Raw genomic sequence first — 14,528 nt, forward strand, 5'->3', positions numbered from 1 at the left:
GGGGGTGGTTCTCCTGTCGTGCCCTCTCAGGCTAACCCGACGAAGCGGGGCGTCTCACCCAAGGCTGACAGAGAGGGTTCTGCACCGCCTCACCGAACTCCAGAAGGCGATCGACGCAGGAGACGCCGCGTCGTTCGACATCAAGGCCCTCCAGGGGCACAGTGCCCGCTGGCGGCTCAGGGTCGGCGACTATCGCGTCGTCTACACCGTCGAGGAGGGTCAGTTGATCGTGTGGGTCCTGGCCGTTGGCAACCGTCGCGACAGCTACCGCCAAGTTCCGTAGGCCGGGGTGCAGATTGGTGCCGACTGTCCGCCGGGAGTTGCGGAGGCGTACGCCTGCCCGTTTGTCGAGATGTCCTGAATGTCGCCCATAAACGCAACCAAAACTGCAACCCACGCACACCGAAGAGCCGAGCCACAATTGCGGCTCGGCTCTTCGTTTCGCCTGGTCAGGCGGCTGCGGAGGATACGAGATTCGAACTCGTGAGGGGTTGCCCCCAACACGCTTTCCAAATGTACGTCCGGGGGTTCGGGGAGGGACGGGGGCGTTCTGACCTGCGACGGAGCGGTTCGCTGGACGGGCGGCGGACGGCGCTGGACGGGGGTGAATGCAACCAAAACTGCAACCAGAGGTGCACTTGTTCTGCCTGGCCAGAAGGGTTTGGTGTCGTGGGGATGCGGGTTGGCAGACCGGCTGCCCGCGTCCGTCTGTATCGGCCTGGCCTGGGAAAGACGGGGCAGGGAAGCCTGGGCGTGGCCGCGGGCAGCGGTGGTGAGGAGACGAGGCTACGCCACGCTCGACCGGGGCCACGGGCCAGAATCTCCGAGCCCCGGATCAATGTGCCAGCGGCACGTCACTGAGCACGTCGAAGCGAAGGGCCTCCTGCGGAATCGCTTGGCCGGTGACCAACAGGGCGCGAGCCTGATCGCGGACTGAGGCTGGGAGCCATGCGACCAGCTCCCGGGCCTTGGCCTCCGATGTGGGACGAGCCGGGCGCGGTGGCTGGATGACGAGCATGGCCCAGAGGCGTTCGGCCGGCCCTGCCGGGATACCGGCCCTCTCGGCCGTGGCGCAGGCCGTGGTGGCGATCTGGAGACCGGCGGCATCCAGGTCGCCGAGGTAGTCCAGACGTGTGACCGGGAAGGGCAACGCCGCAAGGGACTCCAGGGGCGCGGTGTTGCGGCCCTGGACCCAGGCGACGGCGGCCCAGGGTGGGACAGGGCGGGCACGCAGGACGCGGAGGAGCGTGCGGAAGGTGGCGTGGTTCTCGACGCAGACGACGGCGCTAGATTGGCCGATCTCCGAGGTGACCGGCTCCCAGACGAGAGGAGTCGGCAGCCGCTCGCAGCGCAACAGGTCGAAAGTCAGTCGGTCGGGCGCCCATAGGGTGCTTCCCCCGCGCGGAGGGTTGGCATCGAACGCCTTCTCGTCGAGGAGGAGTTCGTAGGCGCGTTCAGCGACGGAGACGACCGGGACCTTTCCGCCGTCGGTACGCCGCAGCCAGTCGTTGACGGCCAGGAGGAGCTGTCGCTGTGTCGCGGAGAGACGAAGCGTGGCTGCCCAGCCGGCGAGTTCACTGCGCAGGGGTACGCCGACCGGCAGCAGCTTGTCGGCGGGGCGGGTCGCCCCCAGCAGGGTTATGGCTTTGGGTAGGACCGTTCGTCCCCGGCGTACGGTCGTGGTCCGGCTCGCTGACCACAGTCCTTCCCGCTCCCCGCGCCTGATCGTGTCGTGGACGACTTCGGGCAGCGCGGACGCTTCGATCCCGGGGTTCTGCGCTCCAATAGCGGCGGCAAGGTCGTCGGCGTGGCGACGGCCCCCGCGCCCGTCAGGGTCAAGTGCGGCGATCAGATCGGTCAGGTTGACGGAACTCATTCTCCGAGCACCGCCCTGACGTCACGTTGTACGAGGACCAGGTCGGTCAACTCGTGGGATCCGTCGTCCACGACCACGACCTTCTCACCCGAGGACGGGCGGGAGCGCCGGCCGAGCATGATGGTGCGGTCGAACATCGACAGTGCCCCTTTGTCTTTGGGCGCCGCGGTGAACAGCAACTGCAGGCCGAGCTGGTCGGCGGCTCGTCGCATCGTCCGGACGAACTGGTCTGCGGATGCCTGGCCGAACGGGTTGTCCAGCCACAGCCAGCCGACCGAGGTGGTGTCCGAGAGAGCCCGGACTTTCGTCATCGTCGCGTACAGGAGGACGCCTGCGGTTACCCGTTGCCCACCGGAGAAGTTCTTCAGTTCGGCGACGTCGACGCGGTCGAGGGAGAGGTCGATGTGCGGTTTGAGCAGACGCACCCTGAAGGGCGCGTCGACCAGCGCCCGGGCGGCGGCGAACAGCAGCGACCGTGCGTCCGACCGGCCGGCGCCGGGTGTCAGGAGGGAGTGGACGACGCGAGCGACCCGGTCGATGGCGACGGATTCGTCGGCTGGAATCTTTTCGTGCTCGATGACGACGAAGCGTCGCTGGGACCACTCGCCCAGTCCGTCCGGGAGCCGTGACTGGTTCTGGTAGGCGCGTAGCCGGTCGAGCGCCCGCGACGCCTGCACGTGCAGCATGACCGCGCAGGTGTGGACGTCGCGGTCATGTCGGTCCAGGTCGTCCCGCAGCGAAACAGCTCGCTGTTCGAGCTCGCCCGCGATGCGTTCCGACTCCGCGGGAAGCTGCTCGTCGCCGCGCAACCGTGAGATCAGGTCGATGACGCGGGAATCCTCCGCGGCCTCGACCTTGCGCGCCTGTGAGCTGTTGGCGTGTGCGCGGACTGTGCTGGCCTCCCTCTGCCGGGCCTGCTCGCTGTCCGTCAGGTGCTTCCGTGACTCGCGGACGCGTTCGGAGACGGCCGAGATCCGGGTGGTGAGGGCGGCGATGTCATCCGCACGGCGACCGGTCAGTGCCGGGTCGGCGAGATAGCGCAGCCCGCTCACGCTTGCCTCGACCAGCTGGGCTGACTGGCGCGCCGCCGTCACAGCGGTCTCCGCGTTTCGGGCGAGTTGTTCCTCGGAGCGCTGGGTGAGCAGCGACTGGGACGCCAGTTCGTCGAGCTGGTCGGCGAACCCATCGGCTTCGTCCCCCTCGGCGACCAGATCCGCCGACGGAAACCCCTCGATGTCAGGGGAGGATCGGTCTGCCCGGTCCTCGGCCTGCCGCTGGAATTCCCGCTTGGCCGTATCAGCGGCCTGCCATGCCTTCGCGTACTCCTCGCGCGCTTCCGCCTCGCGAGCCTCGGCCTGACGGGTGGCGGTGCCGAGCGCGACAGGATGCCGCGCGTCATCGGTGCCGGCGAACCGCTCGGCCAGACGCCGCAGGTCGATGTCGGCGTCCAGTTTCGCGTCCAGGTCCGCGAGGTGTTGCCTGGTGTCAGTGATCCGCTGGCGCAGTTCAGGGTCGACCGCGGCATCTTCCAGGGCCGATGTGACGCTCTTCAGCCGCGCTCGGATGGTGGGCGCGTCATCGGTGGGGACAGGGCCGTCGATGGTGGCGGACAGCCCTGCGCTGCGTAGTTCGTCGGCCGCGTCGTCCCGGCGGCCTGCGAGGGTGCGTACAAGGTCGCGTGCCCGGTCGACAGCGACGGCGAGGGCAGGCATCTCCTCGCCGAGCTGGTTGACGCGGCGGCGGTGCTCGGCCTCGGCCGTGCGCAGCCCCGGCAGCTTCTCACGGGCGCTGGAGAGGGCGTCTGCAGCGCTGATCACAGGGATGAGGAGCCGCCGCATCTCGGTCGCGCGGTCGATGACTTCTTGCGCGGCAGCTCGCGCGGCCTCGTGCTCCTGCTTGAGCCGGGCGAGGTCCTGGAGCGCGTCCGCCGCGGCTTGTTCATCGCTACGGGCTGCTTCCACCCGTTCCTGAGCGGACCGGATCTTCTCCTGGACATCGGTACGCGGATCCCCAGGGAAGTCCTTCCAGAACTGGGTCAGGGCCGCGAGGGCGCCGCGGGCGTCGGTGGCACGCTGACCAGCTTCCTGGAGGCGAAGAGTCGCTGAGGTCAGCGCGCTCTCGGCGGCGGTGAGCATGTCACCCGCCGCCTCCCGGTCGTAGGTACCCGGGTGGGGGAGCAGGACTCGGGCGAGTGTTCCGTCGGAGTGGTCGGCCGCACTCGGTGATATGGCGGTCTCTGGGTCAAGGACGGCACCGACCCAGACCGCCGTGTCGGTGTCGAGATCACCGATGGCGTCGAGGGCACGATGGAAGTGGTTGGGGTGGGAGACCACCACGCCGGACGCGATGTCGGGACGTGCCGTCGCGAAGGATCGGGCGGCTTGAGAGGTCATCGTGTCTGCCAGCCACCGCCATCCCGGCCAGGCCGGCACATCGGCGTCCTGGCAGCGCCGGACGGCCTCTTCGACCAGCACGGATGCCGGAAGCAGACCGTCGGCGCCGACCGCGTCGAGGGTACGCCGGGCCTCAGCGGCCACGGTACGTGCCTCGTCGGCGTCCCGGTCAGCCGTCTCGGCGCGTTGGCTCAGCGCATCCGTGAGTGCTGTGCGGGCGGTCCACAGCTCGATGCCGCTGTCACCGACGGCGTCTCGTATACGTTCGTCATCCTCCAGCGCGCGGACCCTGTGGTTCACCTGCCGTAGCTGCCGCTCTGCGCTCTCCACGTCGTGCCGGGCGGCGACGATCGCGTTCTGGGCCTTCGACACGGCCTTCCGCTGGGCATCAGCCTGTTTGTCGACGGATTTGAGCGCTCCGCCAGCAGCCTCGCGGCCCCTCAGCGCCGAAGCGGCTTTCTCCGCCCACTCGGCTTCCACTGCTGCCGGATCGGCACCCTCACGGAGCAGGTCGACGGTGACCGCCTCGGAGAGGATCCTTTCGGACTCGGTGATCTGATCACTGACGTGCCGGATCTGCTCGGCGGCGGTCGCGTGTGCCGCCACGGCCTTCTGGCGTTGGTCCTGGGCTGTCGCCAGGGAAGTGAGGGCCTGTTCCCGTCGCTCCTCGGCGGCACGGAGGTCGGCGGCGGCACGGTCGCGTTGGTCGGTGAGGAGCCGGGCGAGGGCATGCAGGTGCTGCTGTTCCTCCTTACGAAGGTCCGCGGTCTGCTTCTCGGCAGCCTCAAGGCGGGCCGTGAGCCCGGCCAGCTGAGTCTTGGCCGTGCTGGCGTCGAGTACATCCTGGACGAGTCGCCAGGCGGCCAGTTCGCGAACTGCCCGGTCGCGGACCGCGCGGCGCTTGTCGGCGAGGGCTGCGGCGGCGTTGGCCCTGAGTTCGGCCCCTCTCAGCCGCATCCGCAACCGGTGCGCCTGCGCCCTGCGTGCGGTCGCGCCCGCCTCCCGGCGCAGGCGTTCGTGCTCCTCATGTTTCTCGCCGGCACTGGCGTCCTCGGCGGCCAGTTCGGCGAGCGTCGCCTCGGAGTCGGCCACAACAGTTGCGGCGTTCGCCTCGGCGGTGGCCACCGCCCGTCGGTGAGTAGCGACCTGATCATGGGCGATGGCGAGGCGGAGCAACGGTTCGGTGAGGCTCTCCCACAGGGCGAGTTCGTCGGACCATCGGGGGCGGGCGGTGGCGTTCGCCCGCAGGACTTCGATGCTCTTGCTGATCTGCTCGACGGTCGTGGTCGGGGTGGTCGCGCCGATGAGCCAACGTACGCAGGCGTCGGAGTCAGGAAACCGCATCACATGGTCGACGCCGCCTTCGGAGGCGTTCATCTCGGACTGGAACCGCAACTGCTCCACATCGACTCCAGCGGCGGCCAGCCAGTCACCCCAGGCCCGTTGGTGGTCCGAGGGGCGATGCGGCGGTAGCGCGCCGCCGTTGGGCAGCATCCCGCGCACCGCCTCCACGAACTGCGCATGGGTCGCGCGTCGGCCGACGCTGGTACGGAACGGCAGGTCTTCGATGGTCGGCCCCGAGCCGTAGGTCACCCATCCGTAGAAGTCGCGCTGCAGTTTGCGTGGGTTGTCGAGGTCCTGAGTGCCGCCGTCTGCCCAGTCGGCGACCATGCCCATGACGATGCGCTGGAGTTCGCCGTCCACGACTCGGGTGGCCTGCTCGACCACGTGACAGACATCGCCCGAGCGCACCAGCTTCGCCAGGGACCGGTCGGATTCACCCCGGATGAAGTCCCGCGTGTGCGGCAGGTACAGCCCGAAACGCAGAGCTGTGATCGTCGTCTTTCCCGTGCCGTTGTCGGCCCACAGCGCGGCGTGTCCGGTGGGCTCAAAGGGATCGGACCAGTTGATGCTGAGCCCCTCCAGCCGTGACTCGGGGAAGCCCGCGCCTACCAGGTAGGTGCGCTCGAGGCGCCAGCCCGTCTGCATCACTCCTCCCTCTCGCCGAAGGGTGTGTGGGCGGACTGACCCTGGCTGTCCCGTCGGTGCCCTTCCGGCACCTGCGAACCGGTGATCGTCTGCCACACGAGAGGGCCGCCGGCGGTCGCGACATGAGCGCGGAACCGGTCCGTGGACCGCCACACCTTCAGCTCAGCTCGGGGCGGCGGAACCGTCCTGTCGACCAAGACCAGTCCGAAGGACGCCAGCATCACCAGCACGTCCTCGCACATCCGCACCGTGCAGTCCCGCTTCAAGCGGCCACTCGATGTCAGAGCGACCTGTTTACGGTTGGTGGCGTACTCGCGCCACGCCTCGCCGAGCCCGCCGTCGAGCGTGATTTCCTCCGCCTCGATGGCCGTCGCGTGTTCCCGTACAAGACGGTCGACATCCAGGGCCGTGACGCGCCGCGTACCCGGCTCACGCACCGCACGTGCAGTCGGATAGCACCAGGCCGTCGCTCCGCCGAGGGCCAGCCCGTACACCAGGCGATCAGCCGTTCCCCGGATACGAAGCCAGGTGCTGACGTCCGTGACCGCCAGCGGCGAGGTGGGTTCGGCGATCAGCACGAGCCCTGCTGAGCGATCAGCGGTCAGTACCCGCAGGCCGAGGCCGTCGGCTGTTTCGTCGAAGGCGGTGCGCAGGTCAGGGTCGGTGTGGAAGCGGTCCAGCAGTCGGCTGTAGCCGTCATGGCGGGCTGGGGACACGGTGGGGTCGAGGCCGTACCTGAGGAGGAGGCCGACATCCCGCGCGTCGTCACGTGCCGTCATCTTCGTCCCCTTTCCGACAGACGAGCAGATCGGGAACGTCCAGGTCGGAGAGCACTCCCCGTATCCCGTCGTCCAGCGCCCACCACTCGTCCGAAGTATCGGGTCGGCCGTCGGGCCGCCAGAGCATCATCGCGTCGAGCGCGAGCAGCAGCCGCATTCTGCGACGGGCGGTCTCACGTGAACCCCCGACGACGGCGACCAACCCGTCGACGACGGCGGACGGCTCGTCGGCGGCGAACAGCCTGTCGGCGTCGGCCAGCAAGTCGGTCAGCCGCGCCTTGGCTCCTGGCATGACCCTGTGGGCACGCAGCACGTGGGCCACATCGTGGAACTGCTCCGGGAACTGCTCGTACACCCCATCAGCGTCTTCGAGCGGTTCCTCCGCAATGGGCGCAGCTTCCGGGGTCGGCACTTGCTGCGGCGGCACGGCAAGTCGGTTCGCGAGCGTCGCGACATCCAACAGCACCCGTGGAGCCGGCGGAGACAGCTCAGCGCCGCGGGGCAACGGCAGGCCGCCCAGAAGCGCCGTCAGCACGTCCGCAGTCGGGTCGATCTCGCTCACGGGCACAGCACTGAACGCCTGCGCGGCCTGGGCCTCACGCCAGCGCGGAGCGGCCCCGATCACATCGGTCTGCAGCGCGGCCAGGGTCTCCACCGCGTCACCGAGCCGCGACGCGGCCACGGACAACTGCCGGACCGCCACTGGGTCTTGTTCCTCGGAGGCGTCCGCCCGCAAGTTCTCCAGGTGCCGCAACAACGTCCCGTCGACGTTGATGCGCCGCTCCAGATGCGCAGCCGCGGCTATGAGCTCAGGCCGCAGGACCCGCAGGTAGTCGACACGGGTCACATCACGTTCTGCCTCGGCGATCATGCGCCGGACGTTCGCCGCGTAGGTTCGCGACAGCGTCAGGGCGTCCTCCGCCGAGTCGATCGCCGCGTCCAGACGCCCGCTCTCGGCCTGCGCCCGCATGACCGCGATCACCGCCTCGTGCTCGTCCTCCAGCGACCGGTTGGTCGCGATGAGCAGCAGGGTCACGGCGGTGTTGTCAGCGTTGACGTCCAGGGTGCGCCCGTCGGCGGCCAGCGTCTCGTACAGCACACGTACCTGAAGGGGAACCGGCTGCCAGCTGGAGTCGGGATCCGCGTACTCAACGGTGAAGTACGGGGTCGGCTCGTCGTGGCGCAGGAGGTGGTCGAGGAGGTGCCGGGCGACGTGTTCGTGTTCCTCAGCAGGGCGGCGCGGGGCCATGCTCCCGGCCACGCGGGCCATGTCGGCGAGCACCTCGTCACGGGGGGCGCCGAGAGTGCCCTCCAGCCCTGAGGACAGCGCGATCGTGTCCACGCACGACTGGATCAAGGCGACGAAATCGTACGCCTGCCACCGCACACTCGATGGGTTCCTCGCCCGGTTCAGGTGCACCTCGAAAATCGGCGAGAGATGCGCAAGTGTTCGACGGCGGCGCGCGGCAGTGCTCGTCAGCGGAGAACCGGTGCTCTTCACGCGCACCTCCTCAGCCGGTCGGGCTACGCCGTCGACTCCCTGATGCCAATGAGTATGTCCAGCCGCCGACACCACGACTCCTCCAGCGTGCAGGACTCCCAGCCTGGCAGGTGCAGAGCAAACGAAAAGAGCTTTTCCGACTATATGCAGCACCGTGCGCCTTACCGCCGAAGACTGGCTTTACCCAGTTTTCCGGCGAAAGGAAGCATCGTGGAAGCCAAATCGGATCGCGCGGTCACGAACAGCGCCCGAGTCTGCAAGGAACAGTCCGGTACCGGTGCGCCGAAGGCGTTGACCCCGGCGCCAGAGCGGGCCGCGTCCATGCTGCGGGCGCATGACGCATGGGCTCTGCCGGTCGAGGTCCTGGGAGAGGCGCTGGGCGCGACGTTCTTCCAGAAGGAGTTGATCGACGACCAGCAGGCATGGCTCATCGCCCTACGCGGCCGGATCGTGGTCGCCACGGTCCCCGGACTGTCTGAGGAAGCGAAGAAGCACCACATCCGGCGGCTCTTCTCCGAGTACATCAGTCATGGCTGGGCCGCCATCACGGTGGACGCCGAGGAAGAGGTGACCTTCGCCGAGACTTTCCTGGAGGAGGTCGACCCGGCCGAGACCTTCTTGGGTGAGGTCGACCCGGAGCACGGTCCTGCAGACGATCCGCCCGACGTGGGCGCGAAGCAGAACATGGACGTGCGCGACCTCTACGAAGGATCCGCCTACGCGCCACTGCATGGCTGGCGCAGCGACGAGGAGGTGATCACGGCACTGCGCACGCTGATCACCGATGCACTCGCCGGCACGGCCGAGGACATGCCGGAGGAGGTCTACCCGCTTCCCGAGGGCGTCGGAGCCATGGTCGCGATCGGCTACGACGAGCAGGGAGCGCTGCATCCTCTGGTCTGGGTCCGCACTGACATCCCCAGCGGGTTGCGAGCGGACCTGTGGGGGTACTGCGCCGCGCTGTCCGCCAGCCTCGACCGCGTGGATGTTGAACCCGACGAGAACGGGATCTTCTACGTGGGAATGGAACGCTCGCCGGTGACCGGCCCGGGCGTAGCGCTGCTCGCGGCGGCCATGGTGCAGCGGATGGGCCGGCGCCCTGAGGACTGCGCCTTCCCCCTCCTCGATCCCCCCGCTCAGGCAGAGGAGGCACCGCCGCTGGCTGCGTGAGGGGGGAGAACCGCCGCCCCGACGGCCAGAGGGCGGTCCGCCTTCCAGGCCGTCTGGGGCCGGAAGCTTCCTGCTGCCGGGAAGCTTGGTTGCGGACTCGTTGGGCGTGCCGTTTGGCGAGGCCGACGGCTCGTGCGGCGGCGAACTCCTCGCGCTGCTGCCTCTTCGCCGCCCGCGTGCCCGAGGCGGTCATGCGGGCGGCGACCTGCCGGGGCCTGGTTTGGACAGGCCCCGGTCGGCGTGCTTGTCAGGGGCGGCGTCAGGAGTGCCCGTCGTGCTTGACGCGGGCTGCGAGTGCGGCAGCCTGCTGCACGCATTCTTTGGCGTCTCTGGCGACCTCGGATCCGCTGAAACGGACGATGCGCCAACCGTCGAGTTCGAGTTCGCGCTGTCTGGCCCTGTCGCGGGTGAAAGCTTCCGGGCTGGAGTGCCAGGAGTAGCCGTCGAGTTCGATGCCGATCTTCTGGTCGGGTAGGGCGAAGTCGATCCGGTACCGGCCGCCGAAGACGGGATGCTGCGACTTCAGGCCGCTCAACTCTGGGGGAGTCATGCGCAGGTAGGCGCGCCAGAACGCTTCCTCGATGGGCGACTCGAGACTGGGAAAGAGGTCCACGACCTGCTTGAGGGCTGCTTGGGGTGTCGCGGCAGTGATTGTGCTGGTGGCGCAGGAGAATGCGAACCAGAGATCGTTGGTGGGGCCGTCAGGGATACCCAAGCCGTGACCGGACAGGTCTTCGTAGGTGTGTGGCAGTTCGGGGGCCGCGACAACGACGGGCTTGCCGCGGCCTTTGGCGTAACCGATCTCGACGAGCGTGCCGTAGGCGGTGGGGTCGTCGAGCCAGGCAAAGATGATGTCGGCGACATCGATGGCCGCAAGGCAGAGTTCCCGGATCTTGGGTCGCTGCGGAAGGTTGCCGTAGGTGTAGCAAGCCAAGCAGCCGTCCATGCCGCAACCGTGCGTGCTGGGACCATGGCCGCACCTGTGGTCGTCGCCGATGAAGTAGGGGCCGACGTAGTCGAAGGTGTCGAGGACACCTCGCTTCATAACGGGCCACGGCTCGGAGGGGTTGTCGTCGGTGACTTCCCAGGCGTAGCGGAGTTCCCAGCCGAGCAGTTCATGGCGCCAGTCATGGGGGCCGATCTTTCCTGCGAGGTAAATGGACGGCACTGGGCCTCCGGGTGGTTTCAGATGATCTGGTGTGATGACGGTACGACCGGGATGGTTCGCCCGTCTGGAGGTTTGATCAGAAGGGCGGTTCGTCGGTGGCTGCGTCAAGGCCCCTTGGATCGGTCCCCCGGGTCCGGGGCACCGGCGTTTGGCCCGCAGCCCGGTGCTGCGATGTCGCCGACGGCTCGTCTCAAGCAAGCCCGACCTTGAGGAGCAGAGGAGACGTCGAGGCGTGGTGCACTCTGGCAGGCGGCCCTATACGGCGTGCGTGATGCAGGTGGTAGGACCTGTCCAGAGAGGATTCGCATGCCGGTGCGGTAGGAGTGCGACAAAATAGGCTGGTCACCTTCAACCTGCAAGGGAACGCTGCATGACCTCGAACTCGACGTCCCGACACCAGGGGCGCCTCGAACTCACCTGGACCGACAAAGACAAGACGCTGCTGTCGACCGGAGACGGCAGGTACGACTACACGTTCGTCGACCCGTCGGACTACCGGGTCTCCGAGGTCCGGCTCCTCCACGAGGTTGATCGAGTCGAGGCACCGACACCCGAAGGCCGTCCGGCAGACTTGCCGGCGCCGACCCACGACAACCTCCTCATCACCGGCGATGCGATGCACGTACTCGACGCGCTCGCCAAGATTCCGGCATACGCCGAGAAGTACCTAGGTCGGGTCAAGCTGGTCTATATCGACCCGCCCTTCAATACTGGTCAGGCGTTCACGCACTACGAAGACAACATCGAGCACTCAATCTGGCTTACCCTCCTGCGGGACCGGATCCGCCAGATCAGGCCATTGCTGGCCGACGATGGGTCGGTGTGGGTGCACCTCGACCACGTCGAGTCGCATAGGTGCCGCGTTGTTCTGGACGAAGAGCTGGGAGAGCGAAACTTCGTCGCCGAGGTCGCCTGGCAGAAGGCGGACTCGCCCCGGAACGACTCCAAACTGCTTTCGACTTCCCAGGACACGATCCTGGTCTATCGGAAGTCCGAGTCCTGGGCCCCAAACAGAATGCCCAGGCTCGCCGCGTCGAACACGAGCCGCTACCAGTCGCGTGACGGGGATCCCGTGCCGTGGCGCGACGGAGACGCAACTGCAGCCAACGCTGCTACGCACCAATCGATGGTGTATGCCGAACCGCAAGGCCATCGAGTCGGTGATTCTCCGCACGTCCGACCACTACGACGTGCAGGAGAAGAGTGAGCCATACGAGTGCATCGTGGACTCGGCCACCGGCGTGGGAAAGACCTACGTCATGGCCGGACTGATGGAGTACCTGGCCGGAGCTGCGACCCCGGTACGCAACTTCCTGCTGTTGGCGCCCGGACGGACAATTCGGGACAAGTCGATCCTCAACTTCACCGCCGGCAACCCGAAGTCGCTGCGGCATATGCTGCGATCCGCCCCGTACGTCGTCACGGCCGACAACTTCAACGCGCAGTCCACCCGAGTCGCGATCGATGATCCGACGGTCACGAAGCTGTACATTTTTACGGTTCAGGCCCTGACGTCAGCTACAGGCGAGGGGCGTACTACACACGTGCCCCTGGAAAACTTGGGCATGTCCTTCTTCGACCACCTCGCGCGGCTCGATGACCTCGTCATTCTGGCGGACGAGCACCACTGCTACCGAGGACCGGCGTTCTCTCGAACCATCCGGGACTTGAAGCCCGAACTCGTAGTCGGTATGACTGCCACGCCCGTGAGAGCGGACGAGTCCCTCGTTGCATTCCGTTACCCGCTGGCCGCCGCTATCGCGGACAAGCTCGTGAAGACCCCCGTGATGGTGGCTCGCCGTGACGACCGCTCTGACGTCGAGACGAAGCTGCTCGACGGCGTTAATCTGCTGCGTTACAAGGGCCAAGCCGTCGACGCCTACTGTGACGAGAATGGTCTGCCCCGGGTGAACCCGGTAATGCTGGTCATCGCCCGGAACATTGAGGAGGCCGAAGAATTCCAGGCTGTCCTCGACTCGGGAAGCTTTGATGGGGGTGCGTGGGTTGGAAAGACGCTCCTGATTCACTCGAAGTTGACCGGCGATACAAAAGAGCAGGCTCTGGCCGATCTCCAAGCCGTCGAGAACCCTGACTCGCCGGTCCGCATCATCATCAGCGTCGGAATGCTGAAGGAAGGCTGGGACGTCAAGAGCGTCTACGTGATCGCCTCCATGCGGGCATCGGTCTCGGAAGTCATGACCGAACAGACCCTCGGCCGCGGGATGCGGCTTCCATTCAGCAAGTACGCGGATGTCGAGATCCTCGACACGCTCGAAATCCTGGCCCACGAGAAGTACAGCGAGCTACTGGAGAAGCGGAAGGTCCTCAACGAGGCTTTCATCGACTACGCCACATACGCAGAAGTACGGCGACTGGCCGATGGCAGCTCCGTGGTCCGCCAGAAGACGGTCGAGAGTGACGGGGAGGTCATCGGCCTTCCCGGAGGTGGTCTCCCTCAGGCCGGCGATACCAGCCGGCCTGAGGGAGACAACATCAGCCAGAGCGGTGCGTCGGCTACTGGGCAGGGATTGACCTCGGGAGTCACTCCAGGAGTCCCCGCGCCGGCTGCCCCCGATGGGCGCGGGGTTGTGGACGTGGAAACCCGTACGCGCGAGGCAGCGGAGGCCGCCAAGAAGACCTCCACAGTGGTCCACTACGACCCACTGCCTGATCGAGAACCTATCCTGATCCCTAAGCTGATCTCGGTGCCGCAGTTCGTCCAGGTCAGCCTCAACGAAATCGTCGAGTACGGCCCGTTTGAGCGGCTCGGCCGCACCCTCACCGCCGACTATTCCGATGAGTTGAAGCGGACGAAGATCGTCGCCAGTCACGACGGCCGCAAGGTCACGACGGCGACCGAGACAGCCAACGACAAAATAGTCTCCGCGTTGCCGCTCGACATCCCACTCTCGGTTACGCGGGAGGCGCTCGTCCGCCGAGTCATGGCCGTCAAGGGCGTGCCGAACCGTGCATTGGAGCTTGGAGCTGCCCAACGCATCGTCGATCGCCTCATTGAGGCGATGGGGGAAAAGGCAGCCGACCATCTCTCTGCCTTCGTCGACCGGTGTGGCCAGCGTCTCGCCACTGAGGTAGCCAAAACCCTCCGAGACGTAACCCAGGCCCAGGTCACCTATGACGACGACGTGCAGCTCGTCGCACTCACCAAGACTCGCGAGACGCGCAAGCGCCAGGTGGCCGGCCACGCCGATGGTTCGTTCGACAAGGCGATCGCCTTCAATGGCTGGAGCAAGAACCTCTACAGCCACGCCTGGTTTGACACCTCGCCGGAGTTCAAGGCGGCCAACGCTATCGACAGCGGCAAGAACGTGGTCGTGTGGGCGCGTCTGCACATCAACGATGTGCCCATCAAATGGACCTCGGAGGGGCGAGAGTACAACCCTGACTTCGTCGTCATCGAAAAGGTGGACGGTCAGCGCATCGGCTGGCTGGTTGAGACGAAGGCAGACAAAGACATGACCTCTGCCGAGGTGGTTGCCAAGCGCAAGGCAGCCCGGAGGTGGGCCAACACCGCAAACTCCTCACCAGACGTCGACATCACCTGGAAGTACCTCCTTGTGGGCGAGCAGGACGTCGAGGACGCTCAAGGGTCCTGGGAGTTCCTGAAGGGCTTCGGCCAGTAGGTTGAACGCCG

9 protein-coding genes are annotated in these 14,528 nt (G+C 67.0%); 4 read left to right on the plus strand and 5 right to left on the minus strand.

Features of this window, described 5'->3' with window-relative positions; translation table 11 throughout:
* Window positions 1-13: 13 nt before the first annotated feature.
* Window positions 14-283 (plus strand): type II toxin-antitoxin system RelE/ParE family toxin, encoded by a 270-nt coding sequence (locus tag RMT89_RS16165; protein ID WP_315884532.1) that lies wholly within the window; start codon window positions 14-16, stop codon window positions 281-283.
* Between the two features lie 552 nt (window positions 284-835).
* Here the strand turns inward: RMT89_RS16165 and RMT89_RS16170 are convergent.
* The 4 genes from RMT89_RS16170 to RMT89_RS16185 are packed head-to-tail and all read right to left on the minus strand — an operon-like array spanning window position 836 to window position 8,394.
* Entirely contained in the window at window positions 836-1,876 is a 1,041-nt protein-coding gene (locus tag RMT89_RS16170) for a hypothetical protein (protein ID WP_315884452.1), read from the minus strand.
* Window positions 1,873-6,258 carry a hypothetical protein gene (locus tag RMT89_RS16175; protein WP_315884453.1) on the minus strand — a complete coding sequence of 1,462 codons (4,386 nt, stop codon included), beginning with the start codon at window positions 6,256-6,258 and terminating at the stop codon, window positions 1,873-1,875. Before RMT89_RS16175 ends, RMT89_RS16170 begins: the two co-directional genes overlap by 4 nt.
* Window positions 6,258-7,037 (minus strand): hypothetical protein, encoded by a 780-nt coding sequence (locus RMT89_RS16180; RefSeq protein ID WP_315884454.1) that lies wholly within the window; start codon window positions 7,035-7,037, stop codon window positions 6,258-6,260. The genes RMT89_RS16175 and RMT89_RS16180 overlap by 1 nt, the downstream gene beginning before the upstream one ends.
* On the minus strand, window positions 7,024-8,394 hold the full coding sequence (locus tag RMT89_RS16185; RefSeq protein ID WP_315884455.1) for a hypothetical protein: 1,371 nt from the start codon (window positions 8,392-8,394) through the stop codon (window positions 7,024-7,026). The genes RMT89_RS16180 and RMT89_RS16185 overlap by 14 nt, the downstream gene beginning before the upstream one ends.
* A gap of 354 nt (window positions 8,395-8,748) precedes the next feature.
* Between RMT89_RS16185 and RMT89_RS16190 the strand changes: the two genes are divergently transcribed.
* Window positions 8,749-9,708, plus strand: a complete 960-nt coding sequence (locus RMT89_RS16190) for a hypothetical protein (protein WP_315884456.1) — start codon at window positions 8,749-8,751, stop codon at window positions 9,706-9,708.
* A 259-nt stretch (window positions 9,709-9,967) separates the two neighbouring features.
* Here RMT89_RS16190 and RMT89_RS16195 read toward each other — a convergent pair whose 3' ends face one another.
* Window positions 9,968-10,876, minus strand: a complete 909-nt coding sequence (locus RMT89_RS16195; protein WP_315884457.1) for a DUF559 domain-containing protein — start codon at window positions 10,874-10,876, stop codon at window positions 9,968-9,970.
* Window positions 10,877-11,246: 370 nt separating this feature from the next.
* Between RMT89_RS16195 and RMT89_RS16200 the strand changes: the two genes are divergently transcribed.
* Both RMT89_RS16200 and RMT89_RS16205 read left to right on the plus strand, forming a co-directional pair.
* Window positions 11,247-12,083 (plus strand): site-specific DNA-methyltransferase, encoded by an 837-nt coding sequence (locus RMT89_RS16200; protein WP_315884458.1) that lies wholly within the window; start codon window positions 11,247-11,249, stop codon window positions 12,081-12,083.
* On the plus strand, window positions 12,010-14,517 hold the full coding sequence (locus RMT89_RS16205; RefSeq protein WP_315884459.1) for a DEAD/DEAH box helicase family protein: 2,508 nt from the start codon (window positions 12,010-12,012) through the stop codon (window positions 14,515-14,517). The genes RMT89_RS16200 and RMT89_RS16205 overlap by 74 nt, the downstream gene beginning before the upstream one ends.
* Window positions 14,518-14,528 lie beyond the last annotated feature (11 nt).

The organism is Streptomyces sp. P17, from assembly GCF_032436805.1.
In the GTDB taxonomy this organism is placed as follows: Bacteria; Actinomycetota; Actinomycetes; order Streptomycetales; family Streptomycetaceae; genus Streptomyces.